Source organism: Micromonospora sp. NPDC005298 (genome assembly GCF_040607375.1).
In the GTDB taxonomy this organism is placed as follows: Bacteria; Actinomycetota; Actinomycetes; order Mycobacteriales; family Micromonosporaceae; genus Micromonospora.
The window spans coordinates 374,549-390,650 of record NZ_JBEXGP010000001.1 but is presented as its reverse complement, the minus strand read 5'-3'; the positions used below and the strand labels follow the sequence as shown (position 1 = coordinate 390,650).

11 protein-coding genes are annotated in these 16,102 nt (G+C 71.9%); 8 read left to right on the top strand and 3 right to left on the bottom strand.

The window, feature by feature from the left end; genetic code table 11:
• Positions 1 to 125 precede the first annotated feature (125 nt).
• Complete coding sequence (locus ABZS77_RS01905) at positions 126 to 2,435, top strand: PKD domain-containing protein (protein ID WP_354815648.1); 2,310 nt, start codon at positions 126 to 128, stop codon at positions 2,433 to 2,435.
• A gap of 63 nt (positions 2,436 to 2,498) precedes the next feature.
• On the opposite strand, the gene ABZS77_RS01900 is transcribed toward ABZS77_RS01905, so the two are convergent.
• Both ABZS77_RS01900 and ABZS77_RS01895 read right to left on the bottom strand, forming a co-directional pair.
• A complete protein-coding gene (locus ABZS77_RS01900; RefSeq protein ID WP_354815645.1) occupies positions 2,499 to 4,844 on the bottom strand; it encodes a hypothetical protein in 2,346 nt (781 codons plus the stop codon).
• Positions 4,837 to 5,808 carry a glycosyltransferase family 2 protein gene (locus ABZS77_RS01895; RefSeq protein ID WP_354817089.1) on the bottom strand — a complete coding sequence of 324 codons (972 nt, stop codon included), beginning with the start codon at positions 5,806 to 5,808 and terminating at the stop codon, positions 4,837 to 4,839. Before ABZS77_RS01895 ends, ABZS77_RS01900 begins: the two co-directional genes overlap by 8 nt.
• Before the next feature lie 306 nt (positions 5,809 to 6,114).
• Here ABZS77_RS01895 and ABZS77_RS01890 point away from each other — a divergent pair, with 306 nt between their 5' ends.
• The gene (locus ABZS77_RS01890) at positions 6,115 to 8,418 is read left to right on the top strand and encodes a PKD domain-containing protein (RefSeq protein WP_354815642.1); all 2,304 of its coding nucleotides are present in this window, start codon (positions 6,115 to 6,117) and stop codon (positions 8,416 to 8,418) included.
• 67 nt (positions 8,419 to 8,485) lie between these two features.
• On the opposite strand, the gene ABZS77_RS01885 is transcribed toward ABZS77_RS01890, so the two are convergent.
• A complete protein-coding gene (locus ABZS77_RS01885; protein ID WP_354815639.1) occupies positions 8,486 to 9,778 on the bottom strand; it encodes an acetyl-CoA C-acetyltransferase in 1,293 nt (430 codons plus the stop codon).
• Positions 9,779 to 9,834: 56 nt separating this feature from the next.
• Here ABZS77_RS01885 and ABZS77_RS01880 point away from each other — a divergent pair, with 56 nt between their 5' ends.
• The 6 genes from ABZS77_RS01880 to ABZS77_RS01855 all read left to right on the top strand — a co-directional run bounded on the left by ABZS77_RS01880 (position 9,835) and on the right by ABZS77_RS01855 (position 16,097).
• On the top strand, positions 9,835 to 11,202 hold the full coding sequence (locus tag ABZS77_RS01880) for a 3-oxoacyl-ACP reductase (RefSeq protein WP_354815636.1): 1,368 nt from the start codon (positions 9,835 to 9,837) through the stop codon (positions 11,200 to 11,202).
• A complete protein-coding gene (locus tag ABZS77_RS01875) occupies positions 11,202 to 12,050 on the top strand; it encodes a MaoC/PaaZ C-terminal domain-containing protein (RefSeq protein WP_354815633.1) in 849 nt (282 codons plus the stop codon). The genes ABZS77_RS01880 and ABZS77_RS01875 overlap by 1 nt, the downstream gene beginning before the upstream one ends.
• 92 nt (positions 12,051 to 12,142) lie before the next feature.
• The gene (locus ABZS77_RS01870; protein ID WP_354815630.1) at positions 12,143 to 12,898 is read left to right on the top strand and encodes an NUDIX domain-containing protein; all 756 of its coding nucleotides are present in this window, start codon (positions 12,143 to 12,145) and stop codon (positions 12,896 to 12,898) included.
• Complete coding sequence (locus ABZS77_RS01865) at positions 12,895 to 13,866, top strand: serine/threonine protein kinase (protein WP_354815628.1); 972 nt, start codon at positions 12,895 to 12,897, stop codon at positions 13,864 to 13,866. The genes ABZS77_RS01870 and ABZS77_RS01865 overlap by 4 nt, the downstream gene beginning before the upstream one ends.
• A gap of 9 nt (positions 13,867 to 13,875) precedes the next feature.
• Complete coding sequence (locus ABZS77_RS01860; protein WP_354815625.1) at positions 13,876 to 14,835, top strand: hypothetical protein; 960 nt, start codon at positions 13,876 to 13,878, stop codon at positions 14,833 to 14,835.
• A complete protein-coding gene (locus tag ABZS77_RS01855) occupies positions 14,832 to 16,097 on the top strand; it encodes an adenylosuccinate synthetase (protein WP_354815622.1) in 1,266 nt (421 codons plus the stop codon). Before ABZS77_RS01860 ends, ABZS77_RS01855 begins: the two co-directional genes overlap by 4 nt.
• Positions 16,098 to 16,102 lie beyond the last annotated feature (5 nt).

The following is a 16,102-nucleotide window of genomic DNA, read 5'->3' as shown; positions in this document are numbered from 1 at the left end:
GGAGGCCAGGCGGCGCTCGTCGGGCGTTTTGTCGCCCGGGACGTCGCGCTGACAGCAGGTATCGGATCATGGTCTCCATCTGATCTCCGGCAAAGCCGTATCCACCTTCTCGACAGAGGGCATGCATGCGTAGAAGATCCCTTGCCGGCCTCACCGCGATCGCGGTGACAGGCGGCACCCTGCTGGCAACGGGCGCACCCGCCCAGGCGGCCGAACCCACGACCCTCTACGTCAAGAAAGCCGACGCCAACTGCTCCGACCAGGGGCCCGGCTCCGCGACCGCGCCGTTCTGCACGATCGGTGCCGCCACTGCCGTGGTCACCAGCGGCCAGGACGTCCGGGTATATGACGGGGACTATGCCGAGCGTGTCACCTTCACCCGCTCCGGGACCCCCGACGCCCCGATCGGTTTCATCGCCAACGGCAACGCGGTCCGGCTCGTCGGGCCGACCGCGGGCCTGGTCATCGACGGTCAGCACGACATCGGCCTCCAGAGCTTCAAGGTCAATGGGACGCTCGACCTGCCCGCCCTGGACATCCGCAACTCCTCGAACATCGAGGTCGCGGGAGGCGCCTACACGATGGCCAGCGCCGCAACGGGCCCCGTCGTGCGGGTCACCGGGGTGACGATGGCCAGCCTGCGGGACATCTTTGGCAGCGGGACGGCGCTCACCAACGGAATCACTGTGGACGCCACCTCCACCGACGTGACCGTGGAGCGCGCGACGCTGGGCAGCGGCTCGAAGTACGACACCGCCGATCACAGCTCGGGCATCCGGGTCGAGGGAACTCGCAACAGCGTCCTCGACAGCATGGTCGGCGGCTTCACCGGTGCCGCCATCGAGATCGCGCCGGGCGCCTCCGGCACAGTGCTGGCCAACAACGACATCAGGGGCGGGGCCGGCCACGGCATCCACAACCGTGGGGCCGCCAACACGGCCATCACCAACAACTCCATCATGGACCGCTGCGTCGACGGCGTTCGGGTCGACGGGGCGTCCTCCGGTGTCTCCGTGCAGAACAACACGTTCAGCAACAACGGTCACTACAGCCAGGCGTTCTGCGACCCGCAGGCCGTCGGCGGCGTTGAGATTGGCGTCCACGACGAAGCTCTGAGCAGCACGGTCGTCGACTACAACAACACGTACCACAGCATGTCCCCGTCCTCGACGAACTACTCCTGGAACGGGACCGTCATGGGCCTGGCCCAGTTCCGCACCGCGTCCGGCCAGGCCGCGCACGACCGGGACACGGCGAACGGCAAGGACCGGATCGACTCGGCGAACTCGGCGGCACCCGGTTTCCCGACCCACGACAGCCAGGGGCAGCCGCGCCGCGACGACCCGGCCGTGGCGAACACCGGCGCGGGCCCGGTCACGTACGCCGACCGGGGCATCATCGAGAGCGTCAAGTCGCCGAGGGTGTCCTTCGACGTCAGCCTCGACCTCGGCGCGAGTTCGGTCACCGTGGACGCCTCCGCCTCCACGCCGGGCTTCGTCCCGATCAAGGAGTACGTGTTCAACTTCGGCGACGGCACCGACGTCGTCACCCAGGCCGCCCCCACCGCCACGCACCGGTACGCCAACCCGGGCACGTACGACGTCACGGTGCTCGCCCGCGGCGAGGACGACATGCAGGGCAGCAGCACCGAGCAGGTGGGCGTGCTGCGGCGGACCGCAAGCGTGGGTCTGCTGGCGTTGTCCAACCTCCGCTACGTCGGTGCCGTGCCCATGCGACCGGACCAGGTCAGCTTGACCGCCGCCGCGCAGTACGACCTGGCGGACGCCGGCAACGGCCAGGTCGCCCTCGTCGCACGGGCCAACGGCCACTACGTCACGCAGTCGGCAAACGAGAACCTGGACGCCGAGAGCCAGGTCGTCGGCGCACCGGAGAAGTTCACTGTCGTCCGCAACAGTGACGGCACGATCAGCCTCCGGGCGAACAACGGCCTCTACGCCACCGCCGACCCCAGCGGCTCCTTCACCGTGTCGGCGAGCAGTCCGGCGATCAGCACCTGGGAGAAGTTCCACCAGGTCCCGGTCGCCGACGCGAACAGGTCGCTGAAGGCCAGCGTGAACGGCCGGTTCGTGATGTCCGACAACACCGGGACGAAGCCGCTGATCGCGAGTTCGACGACCGCCAGCACGTGGGAGCAGTTCGACATCGTCGACCTAGGCAACGGACAGGTCGCCCTGCTCGCCCGCGCCAACCGGCGCTTCGTCACCGCCGACGGCGGCGGCACCAAGCCGCTGATCGCGACCCGTCCCACGGTCAGCCTGTGGGAGCAGTTCACCATGGTCCGCAACAGTGACGGCACGGTGAGTTTCAAGGCCACAGTCAACAACAAGTACGTCAGCGCCGACGGCGCCGGCAGCAAGCCGTTGATCGCCAACGGCCCAGCGGTCAGCACCTGGGAGAAGTTCACCCTCGGCTGAGCCGTCCCCGCCGTTCGACGCCCGCCGGACCTTCGGGTCCGGCGGGCGTCGCCGTGCGGAGGGTCAGCGCAGCTCGTACACGGTGACGCTGCCGGAGACGAGACGCACCTGCGCCAGCCCGGCCAGCGCGGGTGACACCGCGCTGGCCCGCGTGTCGGCGAACAGCCAGCGGACCCCGTACTCGGCGCGCAACCGGTCCAGGTCGGCGACAGTGGGCGTGCGGAAGACCCGCTCGTTCACCGCGAACCGGTCCGGGTCGGGCGGGTCCTGCCGTACGTAGCCGAGGCCCCGCCGACCGTTCGCGGCGAGTGCGGCGTCCGTGTAGGCCCAGCTCTCGATCACCGTCCGGTGCCCGCCCAGCCCGGTCACCCAGTAGGCGCGGGCATCGCAGTGCGCGGTGGTCGGTACCGGCCGGCAGTGCACGTTCGTGGCCACCACGTCGTCGTCCGCGGCGTGCTCGTCGAGCCAGAGCGCGGCCCGCATCTCCGCCGCCGTCACCGTGGACGGCAGCGCGACCGACGCGTGTCGACCCGGCGCGACCTGGACGTACCGGACGGCGCCGTCCACCCCTCGCGCGACGCTCGCGCCCAGCAGCGCCGCCGTGATGCCGGCCAGCGCCACGGCCACGACCCGTCGTCGCCCGCCGCCGTCCCGACGATGGCGACCCAGCAGCGCGTGCACGCCGACCGCGATCAGCGCGGCCAGCAGGAGAAGGACCCCGAGCCGCAGGTACGACCGCCCGAGGATGCCGGCCCAGCCGGTCATGGTCGCGGCCGGTCGGGCCATCAGGGGTACGACAAGGTACGACGCCACGCCGAGCACCGCGCCGCACAGCGCCACCAGCCAGGGCGGCCGGACCAGGGTGAACAGCCACACGGTCAGCACGGCGCCGAACGGGAGCACGTCCAGCCAGAAGTAGACCTGGCTCAGCGACGGATGGTGCAGCGTCCAGATGCCGCCCGCACCGGCCAGGATCGCGCCGGAGAGCAGCCAGGGCGCCGGGTCGGCGCGACGCGGCCCGGTGAGGATCAGCATGCCGATCAGCCGGGGCAGCTGCACCAGCAGCCACCAGCCGAGCAGGGCGAACGTCAGCAACCATCCGGCCGCCCCCGCCTCGGCGAGGCCGAACGGCAGCAGCCCCCCGTCGCGTACCCCGGCACCCGCGCCGATGGTCTCCCGGTACTGCGGCATGGCGTGCAGGAACGCGAACGCCTGCGGGCTCAGGGTGCCCGCCCCGCCGCCGGCGAAGAGCAGGTAGCCGACGCCCATCGCCGCCACGAGACACAGCAGCGTGGCGAGCGCCGGCCAGGGCACCCGCCGCCGCTGCCACCAGGTGGCGAGGAGAGCGACGCCGACCCCGGCGATCAGCGGTGGCAGCGCGCTGGACTTGGAGCCGGCGCAGGCCAGCCCGAGAGCGGGCAGCAGCGACCACGCGACACCCAGCGGTCGTCCGCGTACGGCGTCGACGCAGATGCCGCCCAGCAGCACGAGCAGCGGCAGGACGTACGTCTGGGACGGGCTGGAGAAGGAGAAGGCGAACGCGCCGTCCGCGATGGCCGAGTTGACGGCCACCGGCATACCGAGGCCCGCCACCGCGCCCGCCAGCGGCCCTGCCCACCAGCGGCCGGAGAGGTCCCGGGCCAGCCCGGCGGTGACCAGCACGGTGACGATGGCGACCGGCGCCAGCCACAGCCGGAGCAGGACCGTCGCGGGCGGAATGCCGGTGATCATGCTGCCGGCGGCCATGTGCGCGTCGGACAGGTAGTGGTAGCGCAGCGGTTCACCGGCCATCTGCGGCAGTTGGAACGGCAGATCCCGGGTCAGTTCCTGGACCAGGGACAGGTGGTACAGCAGATCCTGGTAGTAGGTGTGGTTCACCGGCGGCAGCGGCACCAACCGCCACTGCGCGACGGACCAGAGCAGCACCAGCAGCAGCATCGCGGCGACCGACCAGTGCCAGGCGAGCGGGAGCGGCCGGCGGGGTCCGACCCGCCAGTGCCTGCGCAGCCGCGCAACGGCGGCGAAGGCCAGCACCACGGGTACCGGCCACCATCGCAGCAGGTCCTGTTGCCCGGTGGCGGCGGCGACGAGCCAGGCACCGAGTTCGAGGAGCAGACCGGTCGCCGCGCCGTAGCCCAGGTCCTCCGGCAGGTTGCCCCGGCCACCGCGTACCGCCCGGTGCACCAACGTGCCGGGCAGCAGCACTGCCAACGACCAGTACGCCGCGTAGCGCAGCACGTCACCGGCGGGTACGTCGGTGTGCCACCAGGCGGCCGGCAGCGCCGCCAGCACGACAGCCCACGGCAGGACGGCGACCACAGTGGAGCCGACGGAGCGGGCGGGCCGCCGGTCGGGCTGCGACGCGGGAGCGGGCGCATCCCGCTCCACCAGCGCGAGGGAGTCAGCCACGGGCGCTGCCCACGGGCGTGCCGACGATCGGGGAGGCCAGCTCGGTGTCCGCCGTGTCGGCGCCGACGTGGTACGTCGGCCGGCCCTGCACGGTCGCGTAGATCCGCCCGACGTACTCGCCGAGCAGGCCGAGGCAGACCAACTGCACGCCACCGAGGAGCAGGACCGCGACGAACGTCGACGTCCAACCCGGGATGGTCAGACCGCGCAGGTACGCCACGATGCCGAACCCGATGAGGCCGAGGCAGGCCAGGAAGCTGACCGCACCGAGCCAGGTGGCGAGGCGCAGCGGCGCGGCGGAGAAGTTGGCGACGCTGTCCCAGGCGAGCGCGATCATCCGGGGCAGCGGGTACTTGGTCTCGCCCGCCGCCCGCGTCTCCCGGACGTAGCGCACCTCGGCGCTGGCGAAGCCGAGCGCTGGCACGAGCAGCCGGTAGACCGGAGTGCGTTCGGGAAGCTGGCGCAGTGTCTCGATCACCTCCCGGCTGACCAGCCGGAAGTCGCCGGCCTGGGCGGGCACCTCGGCGCCGACGAGCCGGCGCATCAACCGGTAGTAGAGCTGCGCCGTACGCCGTTTGAACAGGGTGTCGGAACTGCGGTCCGCGCGTACGCCGTACACCACGTCGACGCCCTGCGAACGGGCCACCCGCAGCATCTCGGCGACCGTCTCCGGCGGATCCTGGAGGTCGGCGTCGAGGCTGACCACCCACTGGCCACGGGCGCGGTACAGGCCGGCGGTCAACGCGGCCTGGTGTCCACTGTTGCGGCGCAACTGGATCAGGCGCAGTTGCGGCCAGCTCCGCGCATGGGTGAAGAGCACCGCGACGGTGTCGTCCCGGCTGCCGTCGTCGACGGCCACCACCTCGTAGTCGACGCCGAGCGCGTCGAGCACCGGCCGCAGCCGGGCGATCAGGGCCGGGACGACAGCGGCCTCGTTGTACATGGGAATGACGACAGACAGCACCAACACTTACCGGCCCCGTTCCGGACGCCTGTGGCATCGAACGCACCTCGTTCGGGGGTGCGGACGGTCACCGTTACCCGGCAACCTCACGGGCGGTCAGCCGCCCGTTGAACAGGACGTGAACGTCGACGTGCCGACGTACGCGTCCGGTCGCGCCGCTGGCCGGAACTGCCCTGGTGGCCGTTTTGTCGGTGCGGTCAGCGCCCGGAACTGGCAGTGGTGCAGGATCGGACCATCTGATTCCGGCGTCGCCGGATCCTCCTTTTCTCCGAGGCCCATATGCATAAATCTCTGACCTCCGGTCTCGTGACTGTCGTGTTGACCGGCGGCGCCCTGGTGGGCACGACAATGCCCGCCCACGCCGACGCACCGACGACCCTGTACGTCCGGCAGAATCCCGCCGCCAACTGCTCCGACGCGTACCCGGGCACCCTGGCGCAGCCGTTCTGCTCGATCGGGGCCGCCGCCGCGATCGTCACCGCCGGGCAGACGGTCGACATCGGTGGCGGTGTCTACATGGAGCGGGTCAACGTCCCCGCGTCCGGCACCCCGCAACAGCCGATCGTGTTCACCACCAACCCCAACGGCGGCTCAGCCACCCTGTCCGGCGCGTCGGCCGGCTTCGTCGTCGACGGCCAGCACGACGTGGTGTTGCAGAACCTCCGCGTCGTCGGGTCGGGCGACGTGCCGGCCGTGGACGTCCGCAACTCGTCGGGCGTGTCCATCCAGGGTGGCGTCTACGCCCTGAACAGGCCCGCGACCGCACCGGTGATCCGGTTCGCCGGTGTCACCGGCGCGAGCGTGTCGAAGACGAACGTCAGCGGGTTGACCTCCACCAATGGCGTCACCGTGGACGCGGCGAGCAGAGACGTCGACATCGTGGGCACGACCGTGCAGGGCATTGCGAACTACTCCCTCGCCGACCACACCGTCGGCGTACGGATCGACGGGCCGGGCAACTCGTACCTGGATGGCCGCGTCGACGGCTTCACCGACGCGGCCATCACCCTCGGGCCGGGCGCGACCGGCACCGTGGTGGCCAACAACCTGATCACCAGCGGCGCCGGGCACGGCGTGCACAACAACGGCGCCACCGGCACGGCCATCGCCAACAACACCATCAAGGACCGCTGCCGCGACGGCATCCGCGTCGACGGAGCCTCGTCCGGTGTCTCCGTACAGAACAACGTGCTCGCTCTGAACGGCTACTTCGGTCAGGCCTACTGCGACACGAAGGTGCTGGACGGAGTCGAGATCGGCGTCTACGACGGTGCCGTCGGCAAGACGGTCGTCGACTACAACAACGCCCACCACTACAACAACGACTCCCCGCAGATCTACGCCTGGAACACCCGGATGAGCCTCGCCGCGTTCCGGGCGGCGTCCGGCCAGGCCGCCCACGATCGGGAGACCGCACAGACCCCGGACACCTACGACTCGGCGAACTCCGCAGCTCCCGGCTACCAGAACCTCGACCGCAACGGCCAGCAGCGAATCGACGACCCGACGGTGCCGAACTCCGGCGCCGGCCCGGTCACGTACGCCGACCGCGGTGCCGTGGAGACCATCCGCACCCCCGTCGTGCTGTTCACCGTCGGCCTCAACCTGGAGGCGCGGTCGGTGACCGTGGACGCGTCCGCCTCCACCCCCGGCCTGGCACCGATCGCCTCGTACGAGTTCGGGTTCGGCGACGACAGCGTGGTCACCCAGGCGGGCCCGGTCGCCTCGCACACGTACACGCGTCCCGGCCGTTACACCCTCAGCATCAAAGTCACCGGCACCGACGGCCGGTCGACGACTCGTACCGAGCAGGTCAGCGTGTTGCAACAGACGGGCACGTTGGCTCTGCGCGCCCAGTCCAACCGCCGCTACGTCAGCTACGAGACGGGCTCCGGCCTCCAGCCGAACCAGACCGAACCGGGTGCGACCGCGCAGTTCGACCTGGCGGACGCGGGCAACGGCAAGGTCGCCCTCTTCTCCCGGGCGGTTGGCCGCTACGTCGCCATCTCGGAATTCGACAACTCCACGCTGACCGCGACGAGCATTCTCGTGGACACGCGGGAGGCGTTCACGATGATCCGCAACAGCGACAGCACCTTCAGCCTCCAAGCCCCCATCACGGCGAAGTACGTCACCGCTGACCCCAGCGGCACCGTCGCGATGAGCGCCAGCAGCTCCACCATCAGCACCTGGGAGAAGTTCCTCCAGGTGATCCCGACGGAGGCGAACACGGCCCTGAAGGCCAAGGTCAACGGCAAGTACGTCAGCGCCGACGGCGCCGGCACCAAGCCGCTGATCGCCTCCGCCCCGACGGCGAGCCTGTGGGAGCGGTTCGACGTGGTGGAGCTCGGCAACGGTCAGGTCGGCCTCCTCGCCTTTGTCAACAACCGCTTCGTCTCCGCCGACGGCGCCGGCTCCAAGCCGCTCATCGCGAACGCCCCGACGGTCAGCACCTGGGAACGTTTCGACATCGTCCGCAGCAGCGACGGCACGATCAGCCTCAGAGCCGCGATCAACGCCAAGTTCGTCAGCGCCGACGGCGCCGGCTCCAAGCCCCTGATCGCCAACGGCCCCGCCGTCAGCACCTGGGAGAAGTTCACCCTCGGCTGAGCCGCTCAACGATCGACGCCCGCCGGACCTCCAGGTCCGGCGGGCGTCGTCGTTCACAGCCAGCTGCTCAGCGCTCCAGGATCGCCGTCACGCCCTGGCCCCCTGCAGCGCAGATGGAGATCAGGCCTCGTCCGCTGCCCTTCTGGGCCAGCAGCTTCGCGAGGGTGGCCACGATCCGGCCACCGGTGGCGGCGAACGGGTGTCCGGCGGCCAGCGACGAGCCGTTGACGTTGAGTCGGTCGGTGTCGATCGCGCCGAGCGGGGCGTCCAGGCCGAGGCGGTCCTTGCAGAACTCCGGCGACTCCCAGGCCGCGAGGGTGGCCAGCACCTGCGACGCGAACGCCTCGTGGATCTCGTAGTAGTCGAAGTCCTGCAACGTGAGCCCGGCCCGGGCCAGCATGCGGGGCACCGCGTACGCGGGAGCCATGAGCAGCCCCTCGTCGCCGTGCACGAAGTCCACGGCTGCCGTCTCCGACCAGCTGAACCAGGCCAGCACCGGCAGGTTGTGCGCGGCCGCCCACTCCTCGCTGGCCAGCAGCACGGTGGACGCGCCGTCGGTGAGCGGCGACGAGTTGCCGGCGGTCATGGTGGCGTGCTCGGCGTCCGGGCCACGGGTGCCGAAGACCGGCTTGAGCGAGCCGAGCTTCTCGACGCTGGTGTCCGGGCGGAGGTTCTGGTCGCGGGTGAGCCCCAGGTACGGCGTCATGAGGTCGTCGAAGAAACCCCTGTCGTACGCGGCGGCGAGCCGCTGGTGTGAGCGCAGCGCCAGCTCGTCCTGGGAGCGCCTGTCGATCTGCCAGCGCAGGGCGGTCTGGGCGGCGTGGTCCCCCATGGACAGGCCGGTGCGGGGTTCGGCGTTGCGCGGGATGTCCGGCTTGAACGGCTGGAGCGGGCGCAGCTTCGCGGCGATCTTCAGCCGTTCGCCGAGTGTGCGGGCCGAGTTGAGTTTGAGCAGCGTACGGCGCATGTCCTCGTTGACGGCGAGGGGCGCGTCGGAGGTGGTGTCGACACCGCCGGCGATGCCCACGTCGAGCTGCCCGAGGGCGATCTTGTTGGCGACCAGGATCGTCGCCTCCAGGCCGGTGCCGCAGGCCTGCTGGATGTCGTACGCGGGGGTGTGCGGGTCGAGCCGCGACCCGAGGACGACCTCACGGGTGAGGTTGAAGTCACGGGAGTGCTTGAGCACGGCGCCGGTGACCACCTCGCCGACCCGCTGCCCGGCCAGCCCGTACCTGGCGACGAGGCCGTCCAGCGCGGCGCCGAGCAGGTCGGCGTTTGACGCGTCCGCGTAGCGGGAGTTCGAACGGGCGAAGGGGATGCGGTTGCCCCCGATGACCGCGACCCGCCGGATGCTTTGCACGATCCGCCTCCTCCGAGATGTGTTGCACCAACCCTACTCGCCAGTAGGCTACGCCCATGACCGACAGGTACGCGAGCTTCGTCCAATCGGCCGCCGGCCGCACGCTGGTCAAGCGCCTCGGGCTGCCCGACCCGCCCCGACTGCGCCGCCACCACCCCGGCGACCCGCTGCTGACCGGCCCGGCCCTGCTCGGCGCGGCCACCGGCGGCTGGCTCGCCGAGCCGGTCGCGGAGATCCTGACCGCCGCCGGGGTCGAGCTGGCCGACCCGGCCGCCGCGCCGCAGGCCGACACCCCGCAGCGGTACGGTGCGCTGCTCTTCGACGCCACCGGGATCACCGATTCGGCCGGCCTTCGTCAGCTCTACGACTTCTTCCACCCGCAGGCGCGCGCCGTGCTGCCCAGCGGCCGGGTGATCGTGCTGGGTACCCCGCCGGACGAGTGCCCGACGCCTCGCGAGGCGACCGCGCAGCGCGCCCTGGAGGGGTTGGTGCGCAGCATCGGCAAGGAGTTCGGCCGGGGCACCACGGCGCAGCTCGTCTACGTGACCCGGGACACGGGTGCCGCCGGCACCCGGACGAGCCTCGAATCGACAGTGCGGTTCCTCCTGTCCGGCCGGTCCGCGTACGTCTCCGGGCAGGTCGTGCGGGTCGGTGCGGGCGAGGCGAGCGCCCCGGCGGACTGGAACCGCCCGTTGGACGGGCAGGTCGTGCTGGTCACAGGTGCGGCCCGGGGCATCGGCGCGGCCCTGGCGAAGGTGCTCGCCCGCGACGGCGCGCAGGTGGTGGCGCTGGACATCCCGGCCGCCGGTGACGCCCTCGCGGCGGTGGCGAACGAGATCGGCGGGACCGCCGTGCAGCTCGACCTGACCACGCCGGACGCGCCGACCCGGCTCGCCGACCACCTGGCCAGCCGGCACGGCCGGGTCGACGTGGTGGTGCACAACGCCGGGATCACCAGGGACAAGACGCTCGGCCGGATGGACGCCGACCGGTGGGACCAGGTGATCGACGTCAACCTCTCCAGCCAGGAGCGGATCAACGATGTCCTGCTGGAGCGGGGGCTGATCCCGACCGGCGGGCGGATCGTGGCGGTCTCCTCGATCGCCGGGATCGCCGGCAACCGGGGGCAGACCAACTACGCCACGAGCAAGGCCGGCGTCATCGGGCTTGTCGACTCGCTCGCCCCGGCCCTGCGCGAGCGGGGCATCAGCGTCAACGCGGTGGCACCCGGCTTCATCGAGACCCGGTTGACCGCGCGCATCCCGTTGGTGGTCCGCGAGGCGGGTCGGCGGATGAACAGCCTGTCGCAGGGCGGGCTGCCGGTGGACGTGGCCGAGACGATCGGCTGGCTGGCCTGGCCGGCGTCCGGGGCGGTCAGCGGCAACGTGGTCCGGGTCTGCGGCCAGAGCCTGCTGGGGGCGTGATGGGCGACCGCACCCTGGTGGAGCTGCCGCGGATGCCTGCGGCCGGCCCGCTGTACCGGCGGGCCGTGCTCGGTGCGCTGCCGGGCCTCGGTGGCGGCCGGCGCGGGACGGACCTGCCGGCGGTCGAGTTGACCACCGGCGGGGTGACAGTGGACCGGGCGCACCTGGCCGACTACGACCGGGTCTGCGGATTCCGTCTCACCGATCGGCTGCCCGCCACGTATCCGCACGTCATGGGCTTTCCATTGGCGCTGCGTCTGATGACCTCGCCGGAGTTCCCCTTCCCGCTGATCGGCCTGGTGCACATCGGCAACCGGATCACCGTGCAGCGCCCGATCAGCGCGGACGAGACAGTCGACTTCACCACGTACGCGCAGGACCTGCGCCCGCACGACCGGGGGCGGCAGGTGGACGTGGTGCTTGTCGGCTCGGTCGACGGGGAGGAGGTCTGGCGGGGCGTCTCGACGTACCTGGGTCGGGAGGACACGTCCGGCGGCGGTACGCGGGGTGAGCGCCCCGAGCCACCGGCCGCCACGGCACGCTGGCGGGTGGACCCCGGTGTCGGCACCGCGTACGCGCGGGTGTCCGGGGACCACAACCCGATCCACACGTCCCGGCTGGGGGCGCGGCTGTTCGGCTTCCGCCGGCCGATCGCGCACGGCATGTGGAGCAAGGCGCGCTGCCTGGCCGCGATGGAGAGTCGGCTGCCGGACGCGTACACGGTCGAGGTGGCCTTCAAGCTGCCCGTCCCGCTGCCGAGCACTGTGAGTTTCGCCCTCCTGCCGGACGGCGGGTTCACCCTGCACGACTCCCGGGGTCGACCGCACCTGGCGGGTTCCGTGCGCTGACACGCCCCTGCCGAACCGAATCCGGGCTTGGCAGGGGCGCTTTTCTGCGCTAGGTTCTTCTCAGAACGAGACGTTCTCAGATTGAGAGTGACATGGTGAACGAGCAGGACTTCCTGGCCGCGTACGACCCCGGCGCCTACCCGTCGGTCGCCGTCACCGTCGACGTGGTGGCGCTGACCATCCGCGACGACGCGCTGCACCTGCTGCTGATCCGTCGCGGCCAGCCGCCCTTCGAGGGGCACTGGGCGCTGCCCGGCGGCTTCGTCCAGCCCGACGAGGACCTGAGCGCCGGCGCCCGACGGGAGCTGGCCGAGGAGACCGGGCTCGGCGGCGAGGGGTTGCGGCGCGTACACCTGGAGCAGTTGGGCAGCTATGGCGCTCCCGACCGTGACCCGCGGATGCGGGTCGTCTCGATCGCCCATCTCGCGTTCGCCCCCGACCTGCCGGATCCCGCCGCCGGCAGCGACGCCGACGCCGCGATCTGGCTGCCGGTGACCGCGCTGACCAGCCGGCAACTCGCCTTCGACCACGGCCGGATCATCGACGACGCGCTGGAGCGCGCCCGGTCCAAGCTGGAGTACACCCCACTCGCCACCCGGTTCCTCGCCGCCGAATTCACGATCAGCGAGCTGCGCGCCGTCTACGAGACGGTCTGGGGTCACCCGCTGCACGCCGGCAACTTCCACCGCAAGGTGCTCTCCGTCCCGGGCTTCGTGGAGAGCACCGGCGCCAGCACCGAACGCGGCGGTGCGCGGGGCGGCCCCCGCGCCCGGCTCTACCGGGCCGGCGACGCCCGGCTGCTGCACCCGGCGCTGCTACGCCCCGCCCGCGAGGAGACGGTGCGATGAGAACCGCCGAGGCCGTCCGCCTGGTCACGGCCGCCCGCACCGACACCGACCTGTTCGGCACGGACCAGCCGGCCCGCCGCTACCGCGAGCTGGTCGCGGCCCTGCACCCCGACCGCCTGCCGGCCGACCCGGCGGTACGCGCCGAGGCCACCGACGCGTTCGTCCAGGTCACCACCCGGTGGCGGGCCCGACAGGTCACAGTCCTCGGTGACCACCGCCTCGGCGCGCCGGCCCACTCGGGCGACCTGGCCGACCTCTACGACGTCGGCGACGACCGGCTACTCAAGCTTCCGCGCCGACCCGGCGACAACGACCTGATGGCCCGCGAGGCACACGCCCTGCGCACCATCGCCGAGCGCGGCGACCCGCGCTACCTGCCGTACGTGCCCCGGCTCGTCGACGAGTTCCCGCACTCCGATGCCGCAACCGGCGCCGAACGGCGGATCAACGTGCTCGCCACCGCGCCCGGCCTGCACGACCTCGACGAGGTGGGGCGCGCGTACCCCGACGGGTTGGACGCCCGGGACGTGGCCTGGATGTGGCGGCGGCTGCTGGTGGCGCTCGGCCTGGCCCACCGCGCGGGCATCACGCACGGCGCGGTCCTGCCGCGACACGTGCTGATCGAGCCGGACGCCCACGGCGTGGTGCTCGTCGACTGGTGCTTCTCGGCACCCGTCGGCGGCACGATCCCGGCGCTGGTGCCCGGACACGAGGAGTGGTATCCGCCCGAGGTCCTCCAGAAGCGGCCCTGCGGGCCGGGCACCGACATCTGGATGGCCGCCCGCTGCATGACCTCACTGCTGAATCGGCACGCGCCGCGCGAGCTGCTCGACTTCGCCCGGGGCTGCCGGCAGCGGACCCCGCGCGCCCGCCCCGACGACGCCTGGCGGCTGCTGCGCGAACTCGACCAGGTGCTGGACCGGCTCTACGGGCCACGCACCTTCCGACCCTTCACCCTTACCCCCTGAGGAGCTGTCATGGGCAGTGGAACCTGGTCCACCGACGTGTACGACGCCGCCGACCGCTACCGCCGGTCCACCGGCAGGAGCGCCTTCTCCTACAGCGACAGCGGGGCGCGCACCGTGCACCCCGCACTCGACCCCCGGGAGGCCACGCGGGAGAGCCGCGACTCCGACGAACACCCCCGGTCGACGCCCGTCGCGGTGCTCTTCGACGTGACCGGCTCGATGCGCAAGGTGCCGCGCGTCCTGCAGACCAAGCTGCCGCAGCTGCTCGGGCTGCTGCAACGGCAGGGCTACGCCAGCGACCCGCAGATCATGTTCGGTGCCATCGGCGACGCCACCTGCGACCGGGTGCCGTTGCAGGTCGGCCAGTTCGAGTCGGACAACCGGATGGACGACGACCTCGGCCGCATCGTGCTCGAAGGTGGTGGTGGCGGTCAGATGACCGAGTCGTACGAGCTGGCCATGTACTTCATGGCCCGGCACACCGCCACCGACAACTGGGACAAGCGCGGCCGGCGCGGCTACCTGTTCATCATCGGCGACGAGCTGGCGTACCCGCAGGTGAAGGCTCGGGAGGTGACCGGCCTGATCGGTGACGACCTGACCGAGGACGTGCCGCTGCGACACATCGTCGACGAGGTGACCCGCCGCTGGGACACCTACTACCTGCTCCCCGCCGGCAGCCACTACGCCGGCAACGCCAAGGTGCTGGACTTCTGGCGGGACCTGCTCGGGCAGAACACCCTCGTGCTCGACGACCTCGACGCGGTCTGCGAGACCATCGCGCTCACCATCGGCCTCGGCGAGCAGGCCATCGACCTGGACGAGGGCCTGCGTCACCTGGACCGCGCCGGTTCCACCGCCACCGGGACCGTGTCGAAGGCGCTGGCCCGCCTCGACCGGGGGCGGCGGACCGAGGTGTCGACGCTGCCCGCGTTCGCCGACACCACCGGCGGGGTGACCAGGCTGTGAGGCACGTGGCGGTGGTCGACCTCGGCTACGGCGACGCGGGCAAGGGCACGGTCGTGGACTGGCTCTGCGCCACCCGAGGAGTGCACACCGTGGTCCGCTTCAACGGGGGCGCGCAGGCGGCACACAACGTCGTGCTGCGCGACGGGCGGCACCACACGTTCGCGCAGTTCGGCGCCGGGACCTTCCACCCCGGTGTGCGTACGCACCTGTCGCGGCACGTGGTGGTGGACCCGCTGGCGCTGGCCGCCGAGGCCGACCATCTCGCCACGGTCGGAGTGCCCGACGCGCTGGATCGACTGACCGTCGACGGGGACGCGCTGCTCGCCACCCCGTACCACCGGGCCGCCAACCGGGCCCGCGAGATCGCCCGGGGAGCCGACCGGCACGGCTCCTGCGGGCTGGGGGTGGGCGAGGCCGTCGCGTACGGTCTCGCCCACCCCGACGAGGCGCCACGGGTCGCCGACTGCCACCGCCCGACGCTGCTGCGCCGCAGGTTGACAGCCCTGCGGGACCGGCTGACCGCCGAGCTGGGCCGGCTGGACGCCCCGCCGGTCGAGGACTGCCTGCCCGCGTTCACCGGCTTCGCCGGGCGGGTCGAGATCGTCGACGGGACGTGGCTCGCCGGGGCACTGCGCGCCGGGACGTGCGTGTTCGAGGGCGCGCAGGGCGTACTGCTGGACGAGTGGCACGGCTTCCACCCGTACACGACGTGGAGCACCACGACGTTCGCGAACGCCGACAGTCTGCTCGCCGAGGCGGGCCGCCCCGGCGACGTGACCCGGATCGGGGTGCTCCGCGTGGTCACCACCCGGCACGGCCCCGGCCCGCTGGTGACCGAGGACCCGGCCCTGCCGTTCGCCGACCCGCACAACCCGACGAACCCGTGGCAGGGCCGGTTCCGGTTCGGCCACTTCGACGCGGTCGCCCACCGGTACGCCCTCGACGCGGCCGGCGGGGTCGACGGCCTGGCGCTGACCCACCTCGACCTGGCCGGCCCCGGGCTGCGGATCTGCCGCCGCTACGACACCACCGACCGGCTCACCCCGGGCCCACCCGGTGACCTGGACCGGCAGGCGGCGCTCACCGCCCGCCTCCTGCGCTCCCGCCCGGTGTACGACGACTGCCCGCCGGCGGACTGGGCCGAGGCGGTCGGCGCGGAGCTGGGCGCGCCGGTGGTGCTGACCTCGCACGGGCCCACCGCCGACGACAAGACCCCGTGCGGTCCACTGCTCGCCCCGCCGGCCCTGGTGCACGCCGGCTGACTCCT